The sequence below is a fragment of the Lysinibacillus sp. NPDC098008 genome, assembly GCF_044760715.1.
Lineage (GTDB): Bacteria > Bacillota > Bacilli > Bacillales_A > Planococcaceae > Lysinibacillus.
Genome location: NZ_JBIWBA010000016.1, coordinates 31,855 through 56,724 on the forward strand (window position 1 = coordinate 31,855; position 24,870 = coordinate 56,724).

At 37.5% G+C, this 24,870-nt stretch carries 28 protein-coding genes and 1 riboswitch; of the genes, 25 read left to right on the plus strand and 3 right to left on the minus strand.

Annotated features, from left to right (window positions below):
• Window positions 1–29: 29 nt before the first annotated feature.
• The 9 genes from ACIQVU_RS13675 to ACIQVU_RS13715 all read left to right on the plus strand — a co-directional run bounded on the left by ACIQVU_RS13675 (window position 30) and on the right by ACIQVU_RS13715 (window position 7,705).
• The gene (locus tag ACIQVU_RS13675) at window positions 30–1,202 is read left to right on the plus strand and encodes an acetyl-CoA C-acetyltransferase (RefSeq protein WP_340807235.1); all 1,173 of its coding nucleotides are present in this window, start codon (window positions 30–32) and stop codon (window positions 1,200–1,202) included.
• A 109-nt stretch (window positions 1,203–1,311) separates the two neighbouring features.
• Complete coding sequence (locus ACIQVU_RS13680; protein ID WP_340807234.1) at window positions 1,312–3,096, plus strand: acyl-CoA dehydrogenase family protein; 1,785 nt, start codon at window positions 1,312–1,314, stop codon at window positions 3,094–3,096.
• A gap of 182 nt (window positions 3,097–3,278) precedes the next feature.
• Window positions 3,279–3,635, plus strand: a complete 357-nt coding sequence (locus tag ACIQVU_RS13685) for an arsenate reductase family protein (RefSeq protein ID WP_340807233.1) — start codon at window positions 3,279–3,281, stop codon at window positions 3,633–3,635.
• Window positions 3,636–3,715: 80 nt separating this feature from the next.
• Window positions 3,716–4,096, plus strand: a complete 381-nt coding sequence (gene gcvH / locus ACIQVU_RS13690; protein WP_340807231.1) for a glycine cleavage system protein GcvH — start codon at window positions 3,716–3,718, stop codon at window positions 4,094–4,096.
• Window positions 4,097–4,188: 92 nt separating this feature from the next.
• A complete protein-coding gene (locus ACIQVU_RS13695) occupies window positions 4,189–4,530 on the plus strand; it encodes a toprim domain-containing protein (RefSeq protein WP_004228229.1) in 342 nt (113 codons plus the stop codon).
• 17 nt (window positions 4,531–4,547) lie between these two features.
• Window positions 4,548–4,859 carry a thioredoxin family protein gene (locus ACIQVU_RS13700; protein WP_340807224.1) on the plus strand — a complete coding sequence of 104 codons (312 nt, stop codon included), beginning with the start codon at window positions 4,548–4,550 and terminating at the stop codon, window positions 4,857–4,859.
• Between the two features lie 56 nt (window positions 4,860–4,915).
• Window positions 4,916–5,019: riboswitch (SAM riboswitch) on the plus strand.
• A gap of 86 nt (window positions 5,020–5,105) precedes the next feature.
• The gene (locus tag ACIQVU_RS13705) at window positions 5,106–6,134 is read left to right on the plus strand and encodes a methionine ABC transporter ATP-binding protein (protein ID WP_340807223.1); all 1,029 of its coding nucleotides are present in this window, start codon (window positions 5,106–5,108) and stop codon (window positions 6,132–6,134) included.
• Window positions 6,124–6,792 (plus strand): methionine ABC transporter permease, encoded by a 669-nt coding sequence (locus ACIQVU_RS13710; protein ID WP_340807221.1) that lies wholly within the window; start codon window positions 6,124–6,126, stop codon window positions 6,790–6,792. The genes ACIQVU_RS13705 and ACIQVU_RS13710 overlap by 11 nt, the downstream gene beginning before the upstream one ends.
• 61 nt (window positions 6,793–6,853) lie before the next feature.
• Window positions 6,854–7,705, plus strand: coding sequence for a MetQ/NlpA family ABC transporter substrate-binding protein (locus tag ACIQVU_RS13715; protein WP_402896006.1), 852 nt, complete (start codon window positions 6,854–6,856; stop codon window positions 7,703–7,705).
• A gap of 615 nt (window positions 7,706–8,320) precedes the next feature.
• Here ACIQVU_RS13715 and gltC read toward each other — a convergent pair.
• On the minus strand, window positions 8,321–9,223 hold the full coding sequence (gltC, locus tag ACIQVU_RS13720; protein ID WP_340807217.1) for a glutamate biosynthesis transcriptional regulator GltC: 903 nt from the start codon (window positions 9,221–9,223) through the stop codon (window positions 8,321–8,323).
• A 477-nt stretch (window positions 9,224–9,700) separates the two neighbouring features.
• Between gltC and sufC the strand changes: the two genes are divergently transcribed.
• From sufC to ACIQVU_RS13790, 14 genes are all read left to right on the plus strand, one after another.
• A complete protein-coding gene (gene sufC, locus ACIQVU_RS13725; protein ID WP_402896008.1) occupies window positions 9,701–10,480 on the plus strand; it encodes a Fe-S cluster assembly ATPase SufC in 780 nt (259 codons plus the stop codon).
• An 18-nt stretch (window positions 10,481–10,498) separates the two neighbouring features.
• Window positions 10,499–11,806 (plus strand): Fe-S cluster assembly protein SufD, encoded by a 1,308-nt coding sequence (sufD, locus tag ACIQVU_RS13730; RefSeq protein ID WP_402896010.1) that lies wholly within the window; start codon window positions 10,499–10,501, stop codon window positions 11,804–11,806.
• The gene (locus ACIQVU_RS13735) at window positions 11,806–13,035 is read left to right on the plus strand and encodes a cysteine desulfurase (RefSeq protein ID WP_340807213.1); all 1,230 of its coding nucleotides are present in this window, start codon (window positions 11,806–11,808) and stop codon (window positions 13,033–13,035) included. The genes sufD and ACIQVU_RS13735 overlap by 1 nt, the downstream gene beginning before the upstream one ends.
• On the plus strand, window positions 13,025–13,450 hold the full coding sequence (gene sufU, locus ACIQVU_RS13740; protein ID WP_340807212.1) for a Fe-S cluster assembly sulfur transfer protein SufU: 426 nt from the start codon (window positions 13,025–13,027) through the stop codon (window positions 13,448–13,450). Before ACIQVU_RS13735 ends, sufU begins: the two co-directional genes overlap by 11 nt.
• 94 nt (window positions 13,451–13,544) lie before the next feature.
• Window positions 13,545–14,942 (plus strand): Fe-S cluster assembly protein SufB, encoded by a 1,398-nt coding sequence (sufB, locus tag ACIQVU_RS13745; protein WP_340807211.1) that lies wholly within the window; start codon window positions 13,545–13,547, stop codon window positions 14,940–14,942.
• 417 nt (window positions 14,943–15,359) lie between these two features.
• Entirely contained in the window at window positions 15,360–16,217 is an 858-nt protein-coding gene (locus ACIQVU_RS13750; protein ID WP_402896013.1) for a DUF72 domain-containing protein, read from the plus strand.
• Window positions 16,217–17,047, plus strand: coding sequence for a sulfite exporter TauE/SafE family protein (locus ACIQVU_RS13755; protein ID WP_340807208.1), 831 nt, complete (start codon window positions 16,217–16,219; stop codon window positions 17,045–17,047). Before ACIQVU_RS13750 ends, ACIQVU_RS13755 begins: the two co-directional genes overlap by 1 nt.
• A gap of 19 nt (window positions 17,048–17,066) precedes the next feature.
• On the plus strand, window positions 17,067–18,434 hold the full coding sequence (locus ACIQVU_RS13760; RefSeq protein ID WP_402896015.1) for a bifunctional metallophosphatase/5'-nucleotidase: 1,368 nt from the start codon (window positions 17,067–17,069) through the stop codon (window positions 18,432–18,434).
• Window positions 18,435–18,467: 33 nt separating this feature from the next.
• The gene (locus ACIQVU_RS13765) at window positions 18,468–19,577 is read left to right on the plus strand and encodes an HD-GYP domain-containing protein (protein ID WP_340807204.1); all 1,110 of its coding nucleotides are present in this window, start codon (window positions 18,468–18,470) and stop codon (window positions 19,575–19,577) included.
• A 23-nt stretch (window positions 19,578–19,600) separates the two neighbouring features.
• Window positions 19,601–20,398 (plus strand): sporulation protein YunB, encoded by a 798-nt coding sequence (gene yunB, locus ACIQVU_RS13770; protein ID WP_340807202.1) that lies wholly within the window; start codon window positions 19,601–19,603, stop codon window positions 20,396–20,398.
• Between the two features lie 107 nt (window positions 20,399–20,505).
• Window positions 20,506–21,423 carry a lipoyl synthase gene (gene lipA / locus ACIQVU_RS13775; protein ID WP_340807200.1) on the plus strand — a complete coding sequence of 306 codons (918 nt, stop codon included), beginning with the start codon at window positions 20,506–20,508 and terminating at the stop codon, window positions 21,421–21,423.
• A gap of 20 nt (window positions 21,424–21,443) precedes the next feature.
• On the plus strand, window positions 21,444–21,773 hold the full coding sequence (locus ACIQVU_RS13780; protein WP_340807198.1) for a YutD family protein: 330 nt from the start codon (window positions 21,444–21,446) through the stop codon (window positions 21,771–21,773).
• 207 nt (window positions 21,774–21,980) lie between these two features.
• A complete protein-coding gene (locus ACIQVU_RS13785; RefSeq protein WP_340807196.1) occupies window positions 21,981–22,511 on the plus strand; it encodes a D-glycero-alpha-D-manno-heptose-1,7-bisphosphate 7-phosphatase in 531 nt (176 codons plus the stop codon).
• Window positions 22,512–22,543: 32 nt separating this feature from the next.
• On the plus strand, window positions 22,544–22,732 hold the full coding sequence (locus ACIQVU_RS13790) for a hypothetical protein (protein WP_340807194.1): 189 nt from the start codon (window positions 22,544–22,546) through the stop codon (window positions 22,730–22,732).
• Window positions 22,733–22,801: 69 nt separating this feature from the next.
• On the opposite strand, the gene ACIQVU_RS13795 is transcribed toward ACIQVU_RS13790, so the two are convergent.
• Window positions 22,802–23,068 (minus strand): DUF3055 domain-containing protein, encoded by a 267-nt coding sequence (locus ACIQVU_RS13795; protein ID WP_322605515.1) that lies wholly within the window; start codon window positions 23,066–23,068, stop codon window positions 22,802–22,804.
• 88 nt (window positions 23,069–23,156) lie between these two features.
• On the opposite strand from ACIQVU_RS13795, the gene ACIQVU_RS13800 reads away from it, so the two are divergent.
• Together ACIQVU_RS13800 and ACIQVU_RS13805 are read left to right on the plus strand one after the other, a co-directional pair.
• Entirely contained in the window at window positions 23,157–23,609 is a 453-nt protein-coding gene (locus ACIQVU_RS13800) for a DUF86 domain-containing protein (RefSeq protein WP_402896020.1), read from the plus strand.
• On the plus strand, window positions 23,606–24,355 hold the full coding sequence (locus ACIQVU_RS13805) for a TIGR01457 family HAD-type hydrolase (RefSeq protein ID WP_340807192.1): 750 nt from the start codon (window positions 23,606–23,608) through the stop codon (window positions 24,353–24,355). Before ACIQVU_RS13800 ends, ACIQVU_RS13805 begins: the two co-directional genes overlap by 4 nt.
• A 56-nt stretch (window positions 24,356–24,411) precedes the next feature.
• Here ACIQVU_RS13805 and ACIQVU_RS13810 read toward each other — a convergent pair whose 3' ends face one another.
• Complete coding sequence (locus ACIQVU_RS13810) at window positions 24,412–24,648, minus strand: YuzB family protein (RefSeq protein ID WP_053995016.1); 237 nt, start codon at window positions 24,646–24,648, stop codon at window positions 24,412–24,414.
• Between the last annotated feature and the right edge of the window lie 222 nt (window positions 24,649–24,870).

The window sequence follows — 24,870 nt, forward strand, 5'->3', positions numbered from 1 at the left end:
TGCACATGAAACAAAGGGGGATTAATACGATGCGTGAAGCCGTTATTGTAGCAGGAGCACGAACTCCAATTGGAAAAGCAAAAAAAGGTTCTTTAGCAACAGTAAGACCAGATGATTTTGGTGCTGTCGTAGTCAAAGAAACATTGAAAAGAGCGGGCTATGAAGGACCGGTTGATGATTTAATTTTAGGCTGTGCGATGCCAGAAGCAGAGCAAGGGATGAATGTAGCACGCAGTATTGGTGCACTTGCAGGATTACCAGATACAACGCCTGCTTTAACGATTAATAGATTTTGCTCATCAGGCTTACAGGCAATTGCCTATGCAGCAGAGCGAATTATGCTAGGTCATTCAAAGGCAATTCTTGCTGGCGGCGTAGAGTCGATGAGCATGGTCCCGATGGTGGGAAATACACCACGTTTAAATCCAACGTTAGCGGAAACAGCTCCACAATACTATATGGGCATGGGGCATACAGCGGAGGAAGTAGCTCGTCAGTATAATGTTAGTCGTGAAGACCAAGATGCTTTTGCTGTTCGCTCACACGAGCTTGCTGAAAAGGCAATTAAAGAAGGTAAATTCAATGATGAAATTGTGCCAATCGACGTGGAACAGTATTACGTAGATGAGAATAATAAACCGCAAGTGAAAAAATTTACATTTAGTATGGATGAGGGTGTGCGTCCAGGAACATCTGTAGAGGGCTTAGCAAAGCTACGTCCAGCCTTCCATGTGAAAGGCTCTGTAACAGCTGGTAATGCCTCTCAAACATCTGATGGAGCAGCAGCTGTACTAGTAATGGATCGTGAAGAAGCGGAAAAACAAGGTTTGACACCAATGGCAAAATTCCTAGGATTTGCAGTAGGTGGTGTGCCGCCTGAGGTAATGGGTATCGGTCCAATTGTGGCAGTACCGAAGGCATTAGAAATTGCAGGACTATCAATAGAAGATATTGATTTATGGGAAATTAATGAAGCATTTGCCTCACAATCATTACAGGTGGTACGCCATTTAGGCATCGACCAAGAGAAGGTTAATGTGAATGGTGGAGCGATTGCATTAGGTCATCCGCTAGGCGCAACGGGGGCGATTTTAACATTAAAGCTGATCCATGAATTGAAGCGTCAAGGGAAGAAATATGGCGTTGTAACAATGTGTATCGGTGGCGGTATGGGCGCTGCTGGCGTATTTGAAATTTTATAATTTTGCTAGATCAGCTTGGGGTGCACTGTTTCCGGTTGCCTCCGAACATTGTGCCTCAGGCTTTTCTATAAATAGGGGACTACATTAGATATATTGGGAGGAATATAACATGACAGAAAAAACAACGGATTTCATTAAAGGCGGCGGGTTTCTTATTGAAGATGTGGAATTAGATCGTGTATTCACACCTGAGGATTTCACAGATGAGCATAAAATGATTGCAAAAACAACAGAAGAATATGTAGCAAACGAAGTATTACCAGTCGTTGAAAATTTAGAGCATCATGAATTCGAGCACTCCGTACGACTGCTAAAAAGCGCGGGGGAGCTAGGCTTACTTGGAGCAGATGTACCTGAAGAATACGAAGGGCTTGGCTTAGACAAAGTTTCCTCTGCTTTAATTGCAGAAAAAATGTCTGTAGCAGGCGGTTTCTCTATTACACACGGTGCACACGTTGGGATTGGGTCATTACCAATCGTATTATTCGGTAATGAAGATCAAAAGCAAAAATACTTACCTAAGCTTGCTTCAGGTGAATTAATTGCTGCCTATGCATTAACAGAGCCAGGTTCAGGTTCAGATGCGTTAGGTGCAAAAACGACTGCGAAGCTCAATGATGCAGGCACACATTATATTTTAAACGGTGAAAAGCAATGGATTACAAATGCAGGCTTTGCAGATGTGTTTGTTGTCTATGCGAAAATTGATGGCGACAAATTCTCGGCATTTATCGTAGAGCGAAGCTATAATGGCGTTTCAGTAGGACCAGAAGAAAAGAAAATGGGGATTAAATCTTCATCTACACGTACATTAGTGCTAGAAGATGCGGAGGTACCTGTTGAAAACCTATTAGGCGAAATTGGTCGTGGTCATGTTATTGCGTTCAATATTTTAAATATTGGTCGTTATAAACTAGGTGTTGGGACAATTGGTGGCTCTAAGCGTGCATTAGAGCTTGCGATTCAATATACCAACCAACGTCAACAATTTAAAACAAAGCTTTCTGACTTTAATTTAACAAAAGAGAAACTATCAACAATGGCTTCTCATTTATATGCATCTGAATCATTAAACTATCGTACAGTAGGTTTATTTGAGGATCGTTTAAGCCAGCTAAGCCCTGAGGAGCAAAAGCAAGGGAAGGTAATTGCAGGAGCTGTTGCTGAGTATGCGATTGAATGCTCCATTGCAAAAGTATTTGGTTCTGAAACTTTAGACTATATTGCGGATGAAGCGGTACAGCTACATGGTGGCTATGGCTTTATGGCTGAATATGAAGTAGAGCGTATTTACCGTGATTCTCGCATTAATCGTATTTTCGAAGGTACAAATGAAATTAACCGTATGATTGTACCTGGCACATTTATGAAAAAGGCACTAAAAGGCGAGCTGCCATTATTACAAGTGGCGCAAAACTTACAGCAGGAGCTGTTAATGTTAATGCCAGAAGATATCGGCACAGAGCCACTAGCACAAGAAAAATATTTAGTGAAAAATGCGAAGAAAATTGCTGTATTAGCAGCAGGCTTAGCAGCGCAACGCTTTGGTGCAAAGCTTGATCAAGAGCAAGAGGTTTTGGTGAATATTGCGAATATCGCCAACCAATTATTTGCGATGGAATCTGCAGTGTTACGTACAGAAAAGGCAATTGCTCGTGATGGTGCTGAAAAAGCACATCAAAAATTGCTATATACGCAAATTTTCTGTCAGGAGGCATTCGCAGAAATCGAAAAAGAAGCAAAAGATACAATTCTTGCTTCAGCAGATGGCGATGTAGCACGTATGACATTATCAGCATTGCGCAAGCTAACACGCAATAATCCATACAACTTAATTGCCAAAAAACGCGAAGCTTCTGTGAAATTAATTGAAGCAGAAAAATATATTGTTTAATGATATGATGATGCGAAACCTAGCTCCTATTTCTTCTGGAGAGCTAGGTTTTTTTATGGGCGAAGGGTGGTAAGGTGGATAGAAGCTCTAAATAGATGGATAGAATGGTAAAGGTGACGGATAGCTGCCCAGCCAACTAGTTATGATGGTATACTATAAAAAAACAGTAGAGGAGCATTTTAATGACGATTCAATTTATTCATTATCCAAAATGTACAACATGTAAAAAGGCACAAAAGTGGTTAAATGATCATGATATTTCCTATCAAGAGGTGCATATTGTAGAGCAAACGCCAACAAAAGATGAGATCAAGGCATTTTGGCAGGCGAGTGGACTGCCTTTAAAGAAGTTTTTCAATACATCTGGCATGAAATATCGCGAGCTAGGATTAAAGGATAAGCTTGCTGAGATGACAGAGGAGGAGCAGCTTGAATTGCTTGCTTCTGATGGCATGTTAATCAAACGTCCAATTGTAACAGATGGAAAAAACGTTACTTTAGGGTTTAAAGAATCAGATTTTGAACAAGCTTGGAAATAACCGCATTTCTCCTTGTTTTTATAGGAGAAATATGGCACACTGAAAGTGAATCGATTACATATTTATGGAGGGGTTTTGGCATGAGCACACCTAAAGATTTACGATATTCTGAAGAGCATGAATGGGTAAAAGTAGAAGACGGTAAAGTACGTATTGGTATTACACACTTTGCACAATCTGAGCTAGGAGATATCGTATTTGTTGAGCTTCCACAAGTTGGCGATGAAATCAAAACAGATGACCCATTCGGTAGCGTAGAATCAGTAAAAACAGTTTCTGAATTATATGCGCCAATCTCAGGCACTGTTGTTGAAGTGAATGCAGATTTAGAAGATAGCCCAGAATTCGTAAATGAATCACCATATGAAAAAGCATGGATGATCGTTGTAGAGCCTGCTGATGCATCAGAAGTTGACAAACTTATGACAGCAGAGCAATACGAAGAAATGATTGCAGAATAAGACAAGCTATAATCAAAAAACGTCGGCAACTACCGGCGTTTTTTATTATATAATAATTTATAAGTGGGGATGTCTAAACTGGAGGTGGCGTAATGTTCGAGGGAAAATGCTTGATAGTAGAAGGACGCTCAGATAAGCTTCAGATTGAGCCTATTTTAAATGAGAATGTTACAATACTATGTACAAATGGCACAATTGGTGTACATCAATTAGAGGAGTTGCTTGATCCGTATGAGGGCTGCGAGCTTTTTACATTTTTCGATGCAGATACTTCAGGTGATAAGCTACGTGCATTAATGGACAGACATTATCCAGAGGCTGAGCATTTGCGTACAATGCCAACCTATAAGGAAGTGGAAACGACACCTAGAAAAGTGTTGGCGATGATTTTATTGCGTGCACATTTCTCCATCCATAATGAGTATATTTTGTAAGTAAGGTTGCGTGAATAATGAAAGAATGGTCAACAGAGCAGTGGGAAGCGGCTATACAGTCGGGAGAGCAAGCTGCATTTTATTTATATACACCAATGTGTGGAACATGTGCAGTGGCATCGAAAATGATGACAATTGTTGAACAATTACTACCACAGCTGCAGTTAGGTAAAGCGAATATTAATTTTTTAGAGCATATTGCAAGTGAGCATCAAATTGAAAGTGTTCCTTGTTTGCTTGTCTGTGATGACGGAAAAGTGACAAATAAGATCTATGCATTTCAATCCGTACCATTTTTATATGAATTATTAAAAAAAGCAATTGACTGAACTTTGCTGGCATGGTAAAGTAACACATAGATTACGAAAACATTAAATATATCGAACTCTTATAAAGAGTGGCGGAGGGAAGTGCCCTATGAAGCCCGGCAACCATCACAGTGTGAAAAGGTGCCAAATCACTCAAAGATTCTTCTTTGAAAGATGAGAGAACGGTTAAACGTATAAATACGCTAACCCCTTCTGCTTGTCTGTGAGTGAAGGGGTTTTCTATATGAGAAAAGAGGAGTATTGGCGATGATCCAGCTTCATAATATTACAAAAAAATATAAAACAGCAAATGGCGAATTAACGGCAGTCAAAAACGTAGACCTCTCTATCGATAAAGGTGAAATTTTTGGCATTATCGGCTATAGTGGTGCTGGTAAAAGTACGATGATTCGTTTATTAAATGGACTAGAGAAACCGACATCAGGAACGGTTATAGTGAACGATCAAGAGTTCTCATCCATTAAAGGGCAAAAGCTTCGAGCTGCTCGACAAAAGGTAAGTATGATTTTCCAGCATTTTAATTTGCTATGGTCTAGAACCGTTGCAGAAAATATTGCTTTTCCATTAGAGATTGCAGGTGTTCCAAAGGCGCAACGTGAGGCACGTGTCAAAGAATTAATTGCACTTGTAGGATTGGAAGGGCGTGATAAAGCTTACCCATCACAGCTTTCTGGTGGACAGAAGCAACGTGTTGGCATAGCGCGTGCACTAGCCAATAATCCAGAGGTGCTATTATGTGATGAGGCAACATCTGCGCTTGATCCTGAAACGACAGATGCAATTCTAGATTTGCTTGTGGATATCAATGAACGCCTAGGTTTAACCATTGTGCTCATCACCCATGAGATGCATGTAATTCGTAAAATTTGTCATCGTGTGGCTGTAATGGAAGCGGGCGAAATTGTAGAGCGTGGCGAGGTATTACAAGTTTTCCAATCACCGCAAGCAGCTATTACGAAAAAATTTGTAGCGCAAATTACAGATACAAAGGAAACACAGGAAACAGTAGCACAAATCAAAGCCAATTATCCAACTGGACAACTTGTTAAACTGATTTTTGTAGGTGAAAAAACAGAGCAGCCTGTTATTTCGCATCTAGTTAAACAATTTGATGTGGAAGTTAGTATTGTTCATGGTAATATTTCGCAAACAAAAAATGGAGCATACGGTACATTAATTGTACAAATCGATGGCTCGGAGGCAAATGTAGCAGCAGCACTTGATTACTTAAATACAGTCGAAGTACAAACGGAGGTGATTGTAAATGCTAACTAATCTCTTTCCGAACGTAGACTGGGAAAATATGTGGGAGGCTACATATGAAACACTATATATGACAGCCATCTCTACTGTTGTGACATTTGTTTTAGGGTTAGTGATTGGAATTGTGCTCTTTTTAACAAGTCCTAATCAGCTATGGGCTAATAAGATTGTGAACTTTTTAACAGGTTCACTTGTGAATATTTTCCGCTCTATTCCATTTATTGTGTTAATTATTTTATTAATTCCATTTACAAAGTTTTTACTTGGTACAATTCGTGGCGCCAATGCCGCATTGCCTGCATTAATTATTGGCGCAGCACCATTTTATGCCCGCATGGTTTTAATAGCTTTACGTGAAATTGATAAAGGTGTAATAGAAGCTGCTCGCTCAATGGGTGCAAAGACATCGACAATTATTTGGAAGGTACTAATTCCTGAATCGTTACCAGCATTAATCTCAGGTATTACTGTAACGGCTGTGGCGCTTGTTGGTTATACAGCAATGGCAGGAATTATCGGTGCGGGGGGTCTTGGTAACTTAGCTTTCTTAGACGGCTTCCAACGTAATCGTACAGATGTGACATTAATGGCAACTATTTTGATATTAGTGGTTGTATTTATTATTCAATGGATTGGTGATTTGATTACCGAAAAAATTGATAAACGTTAACAGGTTATTCCGGTTTTTTACCGCTAACATACTTTATACAAAATAAAAGGGAGTGTTATACATGAAGAAGTTATTAGCAGGATTATTTTTATCAATACTTGTACTAGCTTTAGCAGCTTGTGGTGCTGATAAAAAGGAGGATGCCAATTCAGCATCTGATGGGGAAACAGATAGTAAAGAAAATGTAACATTAAAAGTAGGTGCTTCTAATACACCACACGCTGTCATTTTAGAAAAAGCAAAACCGATTTTAGCTGAGCAAGGTATTGATCTTGAAGTTGAAACGTATACAGATTATGTACTGCCAAACCAAGATTTAGAATCAAAAGAGCTGGATGCAAACTACTTCCAACATATTCCTTACCTTGAGTTGCAAATTAAAGATAATGGCTATGATTTTGTAAATGCTGGTGGTGTTCATATTGAGCCAATCGGTATTTACTCTAAAAAATATAAATCTTTAGAAGAGCTTCCAGAAGGTGCAACAATTTTACTTTCTAACTCAGTATCTGACCATGGTCGTATGCTATCATTATTAGAGGCTAAAGGCTTAATTAAATTAAAAGAAGGCATTGATAAAACAGCAGCAGAATTAAAGGATATTGAAGAAAATCCTAAAAACTTTGAATTTGATGCAAATACAGCTCCTGAAATGCTTGTACAAATGTATGAAAACGATGAAGGAGATGCGGTTTTAATTAACTCTAACTTTGCCATTGATAATGGCTTAAACCCAATTGAGGATGCTATTTCTCTTGAGGATAAAGAATCTCCATATGTAAATATTATTGCAGTACGTGCAGGCGATGAAACAAAAGAAGAAATTAAAAAATTATTAGAGGTGCTAACATCCCAAGAAATCCAAGACTTTATTTTAGAGGAATGGAAAGGTGCAGTAGTACCCGTAAAATAATAGTAGATTTTAGAGTACATAGGCTTTCAACCTATGTGCTCTTTTTCTTTAGTGAGTAATCAATAAAAAAATCGCCTTTATTGGCGACTCAGACTGTAGACAAACTCAATGAATTTTGAGTTTGCCTACAGTCATTTTTCTTTTACAATGAAATCAAGGAAAGCCGCTGATTGCCACTACGGGCGGACGCTTTCCGCGGGAGTCGCCGCCCTTCGTTCCAATCAACTTCTACATAAAGAACGCCTTATGCATATGTTGATAAAAAGTAAATTTTTGAGGTGATCACTCCTGATGACAAAGCATCAAATTCATGAACTTGAACAAGTAGAAATGCTAACGATTTTTCCCAAGACCATTTAGTATGAAAATTAAAGGCTGCTATTGATTTTTCATCTAACCATTAGTAGGAAATCTCTATTCATCACAAAAGAAATGATGCATCATGAACTCCTCCATGCAGACCCTCTATTTATTGATGCTACACAAAGAAATTTTCCCATAAGCATGTATATATTAAAAATAAACACTATAGAAGAAAAAATGACAAAAGGAATCGAGAAGTTCACGCTCGATTCCTTTTGTCTACAATCTGAATCGCCTTTATTGGCGACTTTTTTATTGGAATTGTGATAGGCGAGAGAAGAAGTTTTTGACAAAGTCTAAAAAAATGATTTCAGATGGGGCAATTTCCCGATTAACAGGTGAAATAATGCCGACAGTTCTAGGAATTGTAGGTGCTTTAATTGGAACCTTTACGGTAAAGCGAGCAGTTGAATCATAAAGTGAACTTTCGGGCAAGAGGCTAACGCCGATACCTGCTGCAACTAAACCTTTTAATGCATCTAAGTCTTCTCCCTCTGAAATGATATTTGGCAAAAAGCCTGCGGCACGGCAAGCATCCATTGCTACTTTATGCAAAATATAGCCGTCTGGGAATAACACAAAGAGATCGTTTCTTAATTCCGCGAGTTGAATGCTTTCTCTTTTTGCTAATGGGTGATTTGCTGGGAGTAAGGCTGCGATATTTTCCGTAAATAATATGGTTGATTGAATGGATTCATCTTTTGGGGGAAGTGGTCCCAAAAAGGCTAGGTTTAAATCTCGATTTTTAACAGCATCGATTAAAAATCGATAGGAGCCCTGACGTAGCTGAAATTGTAAATCAGGATATTCACGTTTAAAGGCAGATATAACGGTTGGCAGTACATAGCTAGCTAAACTTGTTGGAAAGCCGATTTTAATGGAGCCCTTGGCAGGATCAAGATATTCCTCTACCTGTTTGGCAGCAAAATCAATCGCTTTTAAAGCAGTAATGGTATGCTCAAGAAATATTTTTCCGATTGGTGTTAATTTTACATTTCGACCGACACGTTCAAATAATGGCGTGCCTAATTCATCTTCAAGATTTGCTATTTGCCGACTAATGGCAGATTGTGCAACATGGAGATGCTCAGCAGCCTCTGAAATATGTTCACGTTCAGCGACCTCGACAAAATAACGTAATTGACGTAACTCCACTAACTTTTCACCTCTATTAATCTAAAAATAAGATTGATTTTATTTTAATTATAGTATTTAAGATGAAAAATGACTATCAATGTTTACAGGTTATTTTAAACATATAGCTAAAATATTTGTTTCCTTAATTGATTTCATTATCGTGAAAAAGGTTATAGTATAGATAGCACTCTCTATGTATTTTTGTTAGAAAACCGCTATAATTCGCCCTTTTCACGGGGTTTCCACTATGTAGCTAGATGAAATTAATTCTCAATTAGAAGTAATTTATTGAAAATGGAGAAACGTTATTCTCATTGATAAGTTTGCTAAGTAACTAGCTGAAAATGCTTACAAAGTCTTTATTTTTCAAGATTTTATTTAAGAAAACCGAAAGTAATTGAAATGGTTTGCATAGAGAACAATTTTCAGTTAAGATTAGAATGATGATAATTAAGGAATGGATATCCATTCACTGAACACTATGGAGGTATTTTCATGTCAACTTTAGTAATTAAAGATCTTCACGTTGAAATCGACGGGAAAGAGATTTTAAAAGGCGTAAATCTTACAATTAATACAAATGAAATTCACGCAATTATGGGACCAAACGGAACTGGTAAATCGACACTAGCATCTGCTATTATGGGTCATCCAAAATACGAAGTTACTTCAGGTAGAGTTGAACTTGATGGTGAAGATGTGCTTGAAATGGAAGTAGATGAGCGTGCTCAAGCTGGTTTATTCCTAGCAATGCAATATCCATCTGAAATCGCTGGTGTAACAAATGCTGATTTCTTACGTTCAGCTATTAATGCACGACGTGAAGAAGGCGATGAAATCTCATTAATGAAATTTATTCGCGAATTAGATAAGAACATGGAATTCCTTGAAATGGATGAAGATATGGCACAGCGTTACTTAAATGAAGGATTTTCTGGCGGTGAGAAAAAACGTAATGAAATTCTTCAATTAATGATGATTAAGCCAACATTTGCAATTTTAGATGAAATTGACTCTGGTCTTGATATTGATGCATTAAAAGTTGTATCAAAAGGTATTAATGCAATGCGTGGCGAAGGCTTTGGCTGCTTAATGATTACACACTATCAACGCCTATTAAACTACATTACACCAGATCATGTACATGTAATGATGCAAGGTCGTATTGTGAAATCAGGTGGTGCAGAGCTTGCACAACGTTTAGAGGCAGAAGGCTATGACTGGATCAAAAAAGAATTAGGCATCGAAGAAGAAACAGAAGAACAAGAAGCATAAGAGGGAGGACGAACTAGCATGACAGTGGAACTTAACTTGCCTGTAACAGTACAGGACGTGCGCTCGTTCTCAGAAGCAAATGGTGAACCAGCTTGGTTTACAGAGCTTCGTGCGGCAGCACTAGACAAAGTAACTGGTTTAGACTTGCCAAAACCAGATAGAACAAATATTACAAAATGGGACTTTGTAAATTTCCCAACACATACAGTTCAGAGTGAGGCATTTTCTTCATTGGATGCGTTACCTGAAGAAGCAAAAGGTTTAATTGACCTTGAAGCACAAGAAAACCTATATATTCAACGTAATAATACACCAGCTTATTTAAAAACATCACAAGGGCTTGCTGATAAAGGTGTTATTTTTACTGATATTTTAACAGCAGTTCGTGAACATGGTGAGCTTGTTCAAAAGTACTTTATGTCAGAGGCAGTTAAAGTAGATGAGCATAAATTAACAGCACTTCATACAGCGCTTGTTAACGGTGGCGTATTTGTGTATGTGCCAAAAAATGTAGTGATTGAACAACCATTACAAGTTATTTTCCTCAACGATAATGCAGAAGCTTCACTTTATAACCATGTTTTAGTAGTAGCAGAAGCAAACGCTGCTGTAACATATGTTGAAACATATATTTCAACAGTTGAAGAAGCACAAGGTCAGGCGAATATTATTTCAGAGGTAGTTGTTCAAGATAATGCACAAGTAACATATGGTGCAGTGGATGTACTGGCTAAAGGCTATACAACATATGTCAATCGTCGTGCACGCCTAGCACGTGATGGAAAAGTAGATTGGGCTCTTGGTTTAATGAATGACTCGGATACAATCTCTGAAAACATTACACACTTAGTTGGTGACGGTTCTCATGCTGATACAAAAACAGTAGTAGTTGGTCGCGGCGAACAAAAATTGAACTTCACTACAGAGGTTCGTCATTGGGGTAAAAACTCCATCGGGCATATTCTAAAACATGGCGTTATGAAAGATGCAGCGCAATCTATTTTCAACGGTATTGGCTATATTGAGCATGGCGCAACAAAAGCAGATGCACAGCAAGAATCACGTGTATTAATGCTATCAGAAAAAGCTCGAGGGGATGCAAACCCTATTTTATTGATTGATGAAGATGATGTAACAGCAGGACACGCAGCCTCTGTTGGTCGAGTAGACCCACTACAACTTTATTATTTAATGAGTCGTGGTATCTCGAAAACAGAAGCAGAGCGCCTTGTTATCCATGGATTCCTTGCGCCAGTTGTTACGCAATTACCAATTGAAGGCGTTCAAAAGCAACTGACGGAGGTTATTGAAAGGAAAGTGCGCTAATGATGAATAAAGATATTAAAAGCTACTTCCCAATTTTAAATCAGGATGTAAACGGTCATCGACTTGTTTATCTTGATAGCGCAGCAACGTCACAAAAGCCTGTTCAAGTGATTGAAGCAATCAAATCTTACTATGAATTTGATAATTCCAATGTGCATCGTGGTGTCCATACATTAGGAAATCGTGCTACTGATCGCTACGAAGGTGCACGCGAAAAGGTTCGTAAGTTTATTAATGCAACGTCAACACAGGAAATTATTTTTACACGTGGTACAACAACATCTTTAAATACAGTAGCAGCGAGCTATGGTCGTGCAAATGTTGCAGAAGGTGATGAAATTGTTATTACACAAATGGAGCACCATTCCAATATTATCCCTTGGCAGCAGCTAGCGAAAGAGAAAAATGCAACATTGAAATATATAGAGCTAGAAGCAGATGGCACTATTAGTTTAGAAAAAGTACGTGCAACGATTACGCCTCAAACGAAAATTGTTGCGGTATCAATGGCGTCAAACGTCCTTGGTACGATTAATCCAATTAAAGAAATTGCTCAAATTGCACATGCTAATGGAGCTGTTATGGTAGCTGATGGTGCGCAGGCAGCCCCACATATGAAAATTGATGTGCAAGATTTGGATATCGATTTTTTAGGGTTCTCAGGGCATAAAATGTGCGGACCGACTGGAATAGGTGTACTATATGGTAAAAAAGAACACCTTGAAAAAATGGAGCCAGTTGAATTTGGTGGCGAAATGATTGACTTTGTTGGGCTTTATGACTCAACGTGGAAGGAATTACCGTGGAAGTTTGAGGGCGGCACACCTATTATTGCAGGTGCAATTGGTTTAGGTGCTGCTATCGACTTCTTAACGGATATTGGACTAGATACAATTGCAGAGCATGAGCATAAGCTTGTAGGCTATGCAATGGATCAGCTTGAAACAATTGACGGTCTGAAAATTTTCGGCCCACGTGACCCAATGAAGCGCTGTGGACTTGTAACATTTAACTTAGATGATGTACATCCACATGATGTAGCAACGGTTCTGGATATGAATGGTATTGCTATTCGTGCAGGACATCATTGCGCACAGCCATTAATGAAATGTCTTCAGCAAGTAGCAACTGCACGTGCAAGCTTCTACCTGTATAACACAGAGGAAGATATTGATCGTCTAGTTGCAGGGTTACGTTCTGCGAAGGAGTATTTTGGCGATGTCTTTTAATAATTTAGATCAACTATACCGTTCTGTTATTATGGATCACTATAAAAACCCTCGTAACAAAGGGTCTTTAGAGGGTGATGCCGTAACAATTGATATGAACAATCCGACATGTGGCGATCGTATTCACTTAACATTAAAAGTGATGGACGGCGTTGTAGAGGATGCAAAATTTGATGGTGAAGGCTGTTCTATCTCCATGTCATCTGCATCCATGATGACACAGCTTATTAAAGGAAAAAAAGTAGAGGAAGCATTGGAGCTTGCCGATATTTTTTCTAAAATGATGATGGGTGAAGAATACAGCGATAAATATGACCTTGAGGATGTTGAAGCACTACAAGGCGTTTCACAATTTCCTGCACGTATTAAATGTGCCACATTGGCTTGGAAAGCAATGGAGAAAGGTATTAAATAACAACCTTGTGGCTGAGTGAAAGTACCCTTTACTTTCACTCAAAGCAAGGATTGAATATCTTGAAAAATATAACTCAATGAACGGAGGAGAAACGATGGCTAAAAAAATGCCTGATATCGGCGATTACAAATACGGATTCCATGACAAGGACGTATCAATTTTCCGTTCAAAACGTGGTTTAACTGAAGAAATCGTCCGTGAAATTTCAAATATGAAGCAAGAGCCAGAGTGGATGTTAGAGTACCGCTTAAAAGCGCTTGAAACATTCTATACAAAACCAATGCCACAATGGGGTGGTGATCTTAGTGACTTAAATTTCGATGAGATTACGTACTATGTAAAACCATCAGAAGCTACACAAAGATCATGGGATGAGGTACCTGATGAAATCAAAGCTACTTTCGATAAATTAGGTATTCCAGAAGCAGAACAAAAATATCTTGCAGGTGTATCTGCGCAATACGAATCAGAGGTAGTGTATCATAATATGAAACAAGACCTTGAAGACCTTGGTATTGTCTTTAAAGACACAGACTCAGCGTTACGTGAAAACGAAGATATTTTCAAAGCACACTGGGGTAAAGTTATTCCTTACACTGACAATAAATTTGCGGCACTTAACTCAGCAGTATGGTCAGGTGGCTCATTTATCTATGTACCACCAGGTGTAAAGGTAGAAACACCATTACAAGCATACTTCCGTATTAACTCAGAAAATATGGGTCAATTCGAGCGTACTTTAATTATTGTGGACGAGGGTGCACATGTACACTATGTTGAAGGCTGTACAGCGCCTGTTTATACAACAAATTCTCTCCACTCAGCAGTTGTAGAAATTATCGTGAAAAAAGATGCCTATTGCCGTTACACAACAATTCAAAACTGGGCAAACAATGTCTATAACCTTGTAACAAAACGTACAGTTGTTGAAGAAAACGGAACAATGGAATGGATTGATGGTAACATCGGTTCTAAATTAACAATGAAATACCCAGCATGTATCCTAAAAGGTGAAGGTGCTCGTGGTATGACATTATCCATTGCATTAGCAGGTAAAGGGCAACACCAACATGCTGGAGCAAAAATGATCCATATGGCACCAAATACATCTTCAACAATCGTGTCAAAATCGATTGCAAAACAAGGTGGTAAGGTAACATATATGGGACAAGTTCGTTTCGGTCCTAAAGCAAGTGGTGCACGTGCCAATATTGAGTGTGATACGCTCATTATGGATAATGAATCAACGTCTGATACAATTCCATACAATGAAATCTTTAATGATAATGTTTCTTTAGAGCATGAAGCAAAAGTTTCTAAAGTATCTGAAGAGCAATTATTCTATTTAATGTCACGTGGTATTTCTGAAGAAGAAGCAACAGAAATGATCGTAATGGGCTTTATCGAGCCATTTACAAAAGAATTACCAATGGAATACGCAGTCGAAATGAATCGATTGATTAAATTCGAGATGGAAGGTTCTATCGGTTAATAAAGCTCAATCCCTGTCACATAAAAATTTGTGGCAGGGGTTTTTTAGTCGAGAATATCAGGTTTAATTAAGAAATAATGTTAATTAAAGTAGATTGAGGATTTAAAAAGAATCCAATTGTTCAAAATATGAATGCCTGTAAAATAATCAACTATTCGTCAATATTGTAGACCCATTAATGGAGGGTGGACTAGCTTATAGTCGTATTGAATTTTTAAAAGGTATTGAAGAAAAACTTGTTAAATCAAGTAGATTGGTATGAGTTCAATGATAGAGGAATTCATGCCTTTTTGTTTGTCAAAAGTGACATAATGATTTCCCCCTATTAGAATGAAAAGAAAGCGATAATTTTTACAGGATATTTAATTGTAGTGTGAAACTGTATGCTATGATTATGTACATAGAGGAGGGGGTCACATGATTGTAGTTGGCTTAACTGGTTGGGGAGATCACCCTTCACTTTATAGTGGAGTGACTACCTCAAAAGATAAATTATTTGATTATACAGGTCATTTTTTAACGGTAGAGGTGGATACTTCTTTTTATGCCATACCATCAAAAGAGCATGTTCGTAAATGGTGTGAGGATACACCAGAACATTTCCGCTTTGTTGTGAAAGCCTATCAAGGTATGACAGGTCATTTACGAGGCGATATTCCTTTTGAAACAAGAAATGATATGTTTAATGTATTTATTGAATGTGCCAATGAATTTAAACGTTATGGTAAATTAGGGATGATTTTAGCCCAATTTCCACCATGGTTTGATTGTCAGGCAAAGAATGTTCAATATTTATTGTATATTCGACAGCAGCTCAAGGATTTTGAGGTGGCAATCGAGTTTCGCAATCAAACATGGTATGCAGATAAAGTAGTGCAACAGACGATGGATTTTTTACGAGAGCATCAATTTATTCATACAGTTTGTGATGAACCACAGGCTGGTGTAGGGTCAGTTCCCTTTTATCCTGTTGCAACTGCCAAGAAGGCACTTGTGCGTATTCATGGCCGCAATATTCATGGATGGCGCAATACAGGAAATGCAGAAAATTGGCGTAAAGTTCGCTTTTTATATGATTATAATAAAGAGGAGCTACAACAACTTGGACAAAGTATTGAAAAGCTTCATGCAGAGGCGGACGATTTATTTGTCTTATTTAATAATAATTCAGGGCATCATGCAGCAAAAAATGCGAAGGAGCTACAGGAGATTTTGCATATTAAAGATGATGGGCTAGCGCCAAAGCAATTAAATATATTTGAAGGGGAACTATAATGGAGTTTATTTTACTAATCATCATTGCACTACTTGCTGGTCTAATGGGTGCATTGGTGGGGCTAGGTGGCGGTGCCATATTAGTGCCAGCTACATTATATATTGGCTTAAATTTAGGAATGATACCAGATATTACACCACAAAAAGTCGTTGGTTTATCTGTCATTATGATGATTTTTACTGGGCTTGCCTCAACATTAAGCTATATGAAATCAAAAACGGTAGATTATAAAAGTGGTTTTATATTTTTTATTGGCAGCATTCCGGGAACAATTCTAGGCGCTTGGGTCAATAAAGGATTAGACTTACCTTCATTCAATTTATATTTCGGTATTTTATTAATTATTTTATCAATCATTTTACTTATTCGAGATAAATTAAAGCCTGTCAAATGGTTTATTAAAAATGGTACACAGCAAACATTTACAGATGCTGAAGGGAAAACATATGTATATGGTTATCCTATTTGGTTTGCAATTGCATTAACATTTGGCATCGGCTTTGCTTCGGGCTTGTTTGGCATAGGTGGTGGCTCAATGATTGTGCCAGCGATGATTATTTTATTTTTATTTCCACCACATGTTGCAGTGGCAACATCAATGTTTATGGTATTTTTAACATCTATTGTTAATTCTGCTAGCCATATTTATTTAGGTCATGTACCATGGCTTTATACAATTCCTGTTATTCCAGGCGCTTATATTGGTGCCAAGCTAGGAGCAGCATTAAATAAGAAAATTAAATCAGATACGCTTGTACTAGCACTGAGAATTATTTTATTATTATTAGGGATTCGTTCCATTATTGAAGGTATATTAGCGAGTAGCTAATTGAAGTGAGGTGGCTTAAATGCTTGAAAAAATCCATATTTTTCACACAAATGATTTGCATAGTCATTTTAAGTATTGGCCACGAATGCAAAGCTATGTGAAAGAGCGGCGCAAAGAGCTAAAGCGAATAGGAGAAACAAGCTATTTGTTTGATATTGGAGATCATCTAGATCGCTCTAATATTTATACAGATGCAACGCTTGGTAAGGGTAATGTGCAATTGCTAAATGAGGCAGGTTATGATGTTGTAACAATCGGTAATAATGAAGGCATTACCCTATCCCATCAAGAGCTTTTTCATCTATATGATGATGCAAAGTTTGATGTTATTGTTGCAAATGTTTATGCTACAAATGGCAATAATCCAGCTTGGTTAAAGCCTTATATTATTCTAACAACAGAGCAGGGAACAAAGCTGGGAGTTATTGCTGCTACAGCTATGTTTGAAGTGTATTATGAGGAATTAAATTGGCAAATGGACGAGGCACGAAGTACGCTGTTACGACTAGCGCATCAGCTACGTAAAGAGGTCGATATTGTTGTATGCTTATCACATCTAGGTATTACAGAGGATGAGCTACTTGCTGAAGAATGTCCTGAAATTGATGTTATATTTGGTTCTCATACACATCATATTTTTCCAAATGGTAAATATATTAATGGTGTCTTATTAACAGGTGGGGGCAAATTTGGGCAATATATTGGACATTTGACAATCTTGTACGATAAAAAAACAAGGAAAATTGTTGAAAAAAAGGATGTCTTATTGCATAATAAGAATTTGCCAATTGTGCAAAATGAACAAGATATTGTACAGTTTTTAGAAGATGAAGGAAAAAGAATATTGGATACTCCAGTATTTACAACAACGAAAGCTTATAATAAGGAATGGTTTCATTACTCACAGCTTTCCGATTTATTTGCACATGCAATTTTAGAGAAAAGCGGTGCAGATTGCGCTTTATTTAACGCTGGAATTTTTTTAGACGGTCTTCCTAAAGGAACGGTGACATCATTAGATTTGCATCGAATTTTTCCACATCCCATTAATTTATGTACAATTGAATTATCAGTTGCTGAAATGAAGGAAATTTATCTACAATCCAAAAATGAAGAGTGGCCTTATATTGAATTAAAAGGATTAGGCTTTCGAGGTGTTATTTTTGGGAAAATATTAACATATGGCTTTGCAATAAATGATAATCGGCAACTGCTAATTAATGGTAAGCCAGCAGACCAAGATCGTATTTATAAGCTTGTAACGCTAGATTTATTTACATTTGGCTACTTTTATCCAAGTTTTAAATATGCAAAAAAACAATATATTTTGCCTGATTTTTTACGAAATATTATGATAGATTATGGTCAAAGATTCTTTCAGCCGTAAAGATAGCTGGAAGAATGGATTGGGGAAGAAGTCATGCGATTAATTTCAATCGATGTATTAAAAGAAGGTATGGTTTTAGGGAGAACTATTTGGAATGAAGCAGGTCACCCGCTTTTAAAAAAGGATGTTGTTATAAATGCTCGTATTATTCAAAGACTTCAACAGTTAAATATCCATTATTTATATATTGATGATGAAATTTCTGAAGGTATTGAAGTTGAAGAAACAGTGCCACCTACTATGCGCAATAAAGCCATTTCAACGATTAAAAGTTCGTTCCAGTCACTAGATGGCTGTAATCCAGTAAATGCTTCATATATATTAGATCAGCAGTCTAAAACAATTGTGTCCATTGTCGATGAGCTGCTGTCAGTAGTTGCTGGAAATGATGAAATTTTAACGATACTAACAGATGCCTATTTATTTGATGAATATTTATATCAACATTCTTTCCAAGTGACATTGTACTCAATAGCAATTGCAAAAGAGCTTGGTTATTCTGCTGAGGATTTGCGCTTAATTGGTATTGGCGCTTTGTTGCATGATGTTGGCAAGCTAATGGTACCAAAAGAAATTTTAACAAAGCCAGGCCGTTTAACGAGTGATGAGTTTAAGGCAATGCAAATGCATGCCCGTTATGGCTTTGATTTATTACGAAATTTGCATTCTATTTCATTGCTTGTGGCGCACTGTGCTTTCCAGCATCATGAGCGTATTGATGGTAGTGGCTACCCACGAGGTCTTGTTGATTTTGAAATCCACCCATTTGCGAAAATTATTGGTGTTGCAGATGTTTTTGATGCTGTGACAACAAATCGTGTGTACCGAGAAAAAATGCTGCCTTCACAAGGGCTAGCTATTGTAGAATCAGGTTCCGGCACACTTTACGATGCCCGTATCGTAAAGGCTTTAAAAAAGGCTGTTGTCCATTATCCAAATGGCGTAATTTTAAAATTATCAGATGGCCGACGTGGTATTGTATCAAAGCAAAATACATTAGATGCAGCATTGCCATGGATTCGTATTTTTGAGGAGCAAAATCAATTGTTAACAGCCACATATGAAATCAATTTAGTGGACTACCCAACAGTGACAATAGAAGGCGTTGAAACGGATTATATCATGCCTCCAAAAGTAGAATAAATTGCTCCTCCTGTTCATACGTTATGGAACAGGAGGAGATTTTTTTGTTATTCCCTCGAAAAAGAATGAAATTACGCTCTTATGGTAAACGAGGAGCACGTCTTAATCGATTAACGATTTTAATTGTTAGTACGGTTATTTGTCTGATTTTATTTATCTATTATTTAAATGAACGTCTAATGCCAACCTACTTACAATATGCTGAAGTACAAACAAATAAAATTGCGTCTTATGTTGTGAGTAAAGCTATTAATTCTCGTACGTCAAATGTTTTAGACGTCAATGATATTATTGAAGATATTCCACCAGGTACTTCCGATATGATGACAACGAAATTTAATACAGAGATTATTAATCGTGTTCGAGCAGAAACATTAGAGCTTGTGAAAATGTACCTAGAGCAAGCTGAACAAGGAGAGCTATCTCATTTACCTGAATTAGAAAATGTGGAATATGATATTAACAGAATCCAAGAAGGAGATGGTATTGTCTTTTTTGTACCACTTGGTCAGGCAGCCAATATTCCTTTGCTTGGTAATTTAGGACCAAAGATTCCGATTCGCTTTCATGTAATTGGGAATGTCCATAGTGATGTTACAGCATCTATCGAAGAATTTGGCATTAACAGTGCTTATGTAGAGGTTGGTATTCATATGGAAGTAAATGTTCAAATTATTGTCCCATTTGCCAGTAAATCATCGACTGTATCGCAAAATATTCCTGTAGCAATGGGCTTAACAAGAGGCCCAGTTCCAAATATTTATACGAATAGCACGGATGCGCCTCAGCCTTCCATCGAAATACCTGTTCCTTATAAGTAGAAATGTATGCTGTGATAGTTGTTGGAGTTCATTTAATATGTTACATTGACAACAGTGAAGATAGTTAATATAAAAAAATGTATATTTTTGATAGGGGCGATATCCGTATGACATCTTGTAAACCTACAAGTAAAGAAGAACATGTAAGAAAACCAGACTGGCTCAAAATAAAATTAAACACAAATGATGAATATAAAGGTCTTAAAAAGCTGATGCGTGAGAAAAACCTGCATACAGTATGTGAGGAAGCTCGCTGTCCAAATATCCATGAATGCTGGGGAGAAAGACGTACAGCAACAATGATGATTCTAGGCTCTGTTTGTACACGTGCTTGCCGTTTCTGTGCAGTAAAAACAGGTTTACCGAATGAATTGGACCTAGCAGAGCCAGAGCGCGTAGCAGATTCAGTAGCCATTATGAATTTAAAGCATGTTGTCATTACAATGGTAGCGCGTGATGATTTAAAAGATGGCGGTGCTCAAGTGTTAGCAGAAACAGTACGTGCCATCCGCCGCAAAAGTCCAGCGACATCTGTTGAAGTATTGCCATCAGATTTAGGTGGTGTGAAGGAAAACCTTCAATTGTTAATGGATGCAAAGCCAGATATTTTAAATCATAATATTGAAACAGTACGTCGTTTAACACCAAGAGTACGCGCGCGTGCGAAATACGAGCGCTCTTTAGAGTTTCTTCGTTTAGCAAAAGAGATGCAGCCAGATATTCCAACGAAATCGTCTTTAATGATTGGATTAGGCGAAACACATGAAGAAATTTTAGAAGTAATGGATGATTTACGTGCAAATAATGTGGATATTATGACAATTGGTCAATATTTACAGCCAACGAAAAAGCATTTACCAGTTAAAAAATATTATTCACCAATCGAATTTGGCAAGCTACGTAAAATTGCAATGGAAAAAGGCTTTAAGCATTGCGAAGCTGGCCCGCTTGTACGTAGTAGTTATCATGCAGATGAGCAAGTAAATGCTGCCACAAAAGAGCGTCAGTTACAAGCTGAGCTTTAGGCAAAAAAGGTGGTGTCACTTTGATCATAGTTGACGGAATAGAATATGAGCTAATAGAAGAATATCGCGATGCCTTTCAGGCGGAAGCTTTTCAGGAAAGATACTCTGATATACTAGCCAGATATGATTATATTGTTGGTGATTGGGGTTATAGTCAATTACGTTTAAAAGGATTTTTTGATGACAAAAATCAAAAATCGACATTTGATACAAAGATAAGTACGCTACAGGATTACTTATATGAGTATTGCAATTTTGGCTGCGCTTATTTTGTTTTGCGTAAAGTAGGTAAAATGGCAAAGCAGCCTGAAGCGTTAGAGTCTACAGATAATGAACCATTAACCGAATAATAAAATGGATGGAAACCTGATGTGCTAAGCATCAGGTTTTTATTGATAGGTATAAATAAAAGTGACGGATAGAACGCTTGAATAGACGGATAGAATGAGAAAAGTGACGGATAGCATCATGAAATAGACGGATAGCAGTAAAAAGAGCACTGTGCTGTATTGTTTTTTATACATAGGGTAAAGCTAGGGATAAAAGGTGTGGTGTTGATGAAAAGGGCTATATTTTTAGATCGCGATGGTGTGATTAATGAAGTGTTAAGCCATCGTGTAAAGTTTGTCAATAAGCCTAAGGATTTTTATTTTTTACCGAAAGTGCCTGAAGCTATTAGGATATTGAATAAACATTTTGATTATATTTTTGTTGTCACAAATCAGGGTGGTATTGGCTTGGGCTTTATGAAGGAAAAAGACTTGGAAAAAATCCATGCCTATATGATCAAGGAGCTAAAGAAAAAGGGAGCTATTATCCATGAAGCTGTTTATTGTCCACATAAGCCAAAGTCGGGCTGTGCATGTAGAAAGCCAAATAGTAAATTAATTGTGGATTTAGGCAAGAAGTATCGTGTGAATTTAGCGAAATCCTATATGGTAGGAGACACAGACACAGATATTATGGCAGGAAAGGGAGCAGGAACAAAGGGCGTATTTTTAGGTGAGCAAGACGCATTAGCAGATGCTGTGTTTCCAGATTTAATAAGCGCAGCACATTGGATTGTAAAAGATGCTAAGACTGTATAGTTCGTTGAAAAAAGCACAGTCTATGAGCAGAGGTGATAAAATTGACAAAGGAAAAGCATAATAAAAAAACGGTAGATCGTGAAGAATATGGCTATGGTTACGATATTAGCGTAGAGGATTTAGCTGTTATTGGGCAAAATCAGCAAGCTAAAAAGCAACAAAACAATGAAAATAAAGACAAGCCACATAATGAAGATAATCCATCAACGCTTAATCAATAATAAGCAACAAAAAAATTTCGCAACTCCTTATGGGCTAGCGAAATTTTTTTGCATCATATAAAAAGGCTGTTAGTTCAGTAGCTCACGTAAATATTCACGAAGCTCGATAGTTTCTTCTTCCGTGCGATTATAGACATGCTCTAAATAACCAGGCTCTTCTACATCGTCAGGGCCGATAATAGCAAAGCGGCCAAATTGAATATCCATTACAAGCACCTTGCCAAAGAAGCGGCCTGATTGTAAAATGGCTAAATCATAGCGTAGCTTTTTCCCAGCAAAACTGACAAAGCGTGTTTTTGTATCCTCTACATCATCGTATAAAAAAAAACGTTCCATCTTTTAATCTCCTTCCAGTCCTATAGATATGGTACTATAGAAGAGAAAAAACTATCAACTTTTAATGATTTGAATGGGGGCTTTCCTTGTGTATTTTGTAGATCGTAATAAAATCACAAAAAATTTACAGTATTTAGATGGGCTATTAGCTATTTTGGAAGCAGAGGAGAATTGGCTTCAACATGATATAAAGAAATTAGCGATTGAGCGCATTGGACATAATATTATGGAGTCCATGATGGATGTAGGAAATTTAATGATTGACGGTTTTATTATGCGTGACCCAGGAAGCTATGAGGATATTATTGATATTTTAATCGATGAAAAAGTAATAACTGCTGATCTGGAGGCTCCATATAAAGCAGTTGTTGGCTTGCGTAAAATGCTTGTACGCGAATTTATCGATGTAGATAGTGAAGAGGTTGTAGATGTATTAACAACAAATTTAATAGCATTAAAGCACTTCTCACCAGCAGTTCAGCATTATTTAACAAATGAATTAGGGCCCGTTTCAGCGTTTTTACCAGAGGATTATCAATGAGAGATTATAAGGCATATTGCTTTGATTTAGATGGTACAGTCTATCGTGGTAAGGAAGGGATACCTTCTGCCATTGCTTTTATTCATCGTTTACAGCAAGCTGGCATTGAGCCATTCTATGTTACCAATAATGCTTCTAAAACAAGGATACAATTGCAGGAAGCTTTAATGGCTGTTGGTGTTAGTGCGCCATTAGACCATATTTACTCAAGTGCATTAGTGACAGCGAAATATGTTGCTCTTCATTTTACAGGCAAAAAAGTAGCAATGATGGGGTCGGATGGTATTCGGCAGGCGTTGCATGACGAAGGAATTGAGCCTGTGGAGGATAATCCTGAAGTATTTGTGATGGGCATTGATCGTAATCTTAATTATATGGCACTTGCAAGAGCTACGGTCTTTGTTCAGCGAGGGGCGACGTTTATTGCGACCAATCAAGATATAAAATTTCCGACAGAATATGGCTTTTTGCCGGGCAATGGCTCTTTTGCTCGCTTAGTAGGTGATGTTGCAGATGTTGAGCCTATCTATATTGGGAAGCCATCAGCTGCCATATTAGAAGTAATCGCTATAGAACATGGCTTCTCGAAAGAGGATATGGTGATGATTGGTGATAACTATGATACGGATATTATGTGTGGTATTAACTTTGGCTGTGATACGATTCATGTCAATACAGGTGTAACACCAACGAAAATTGTGCTGGAGAAAGAACAGCAGCCTACATATATCGTAGATACATTATAAGAAAAGGATGTTATGCGAAAAATAGCATAACATCCTTTTGATTTATACATATAAATTTACCATAAAGGGTTTTCTTCAATAAATTGATAAATAGCTTTTGTTAGAGCTTCAGGAGAATCTGCCTCTACTAATTCACCATTGACAATTGCATAAAAAGTTTCTGAGCACTTTGTACAATAACTGAGGCAGCCATACTCCAAAACATCAATATTTGGATCACGTTCAAGCGCTTCATAGGTTGCCTGAGAGCCATTTGCTAAATTGCTAATACAAAATTCAACCATTGGATTCATATGTGTGTCACCTCACCAAAGTAATGCTACTCGCTTTTAGGATATTCGTCAATAATTTACGTTTTGAAATAGTATTACTTTCATTTTTGAGTGACAAACTTAAAGAAAGTCGTTATGATTCACATTAAAAGCTATCGAAACAAACAAGTTCTCGTTTATTTTGTGAAATCTTTCACAAAAATGCATTCTTATATTGTGAAACATCTCACAATCGGTTATACT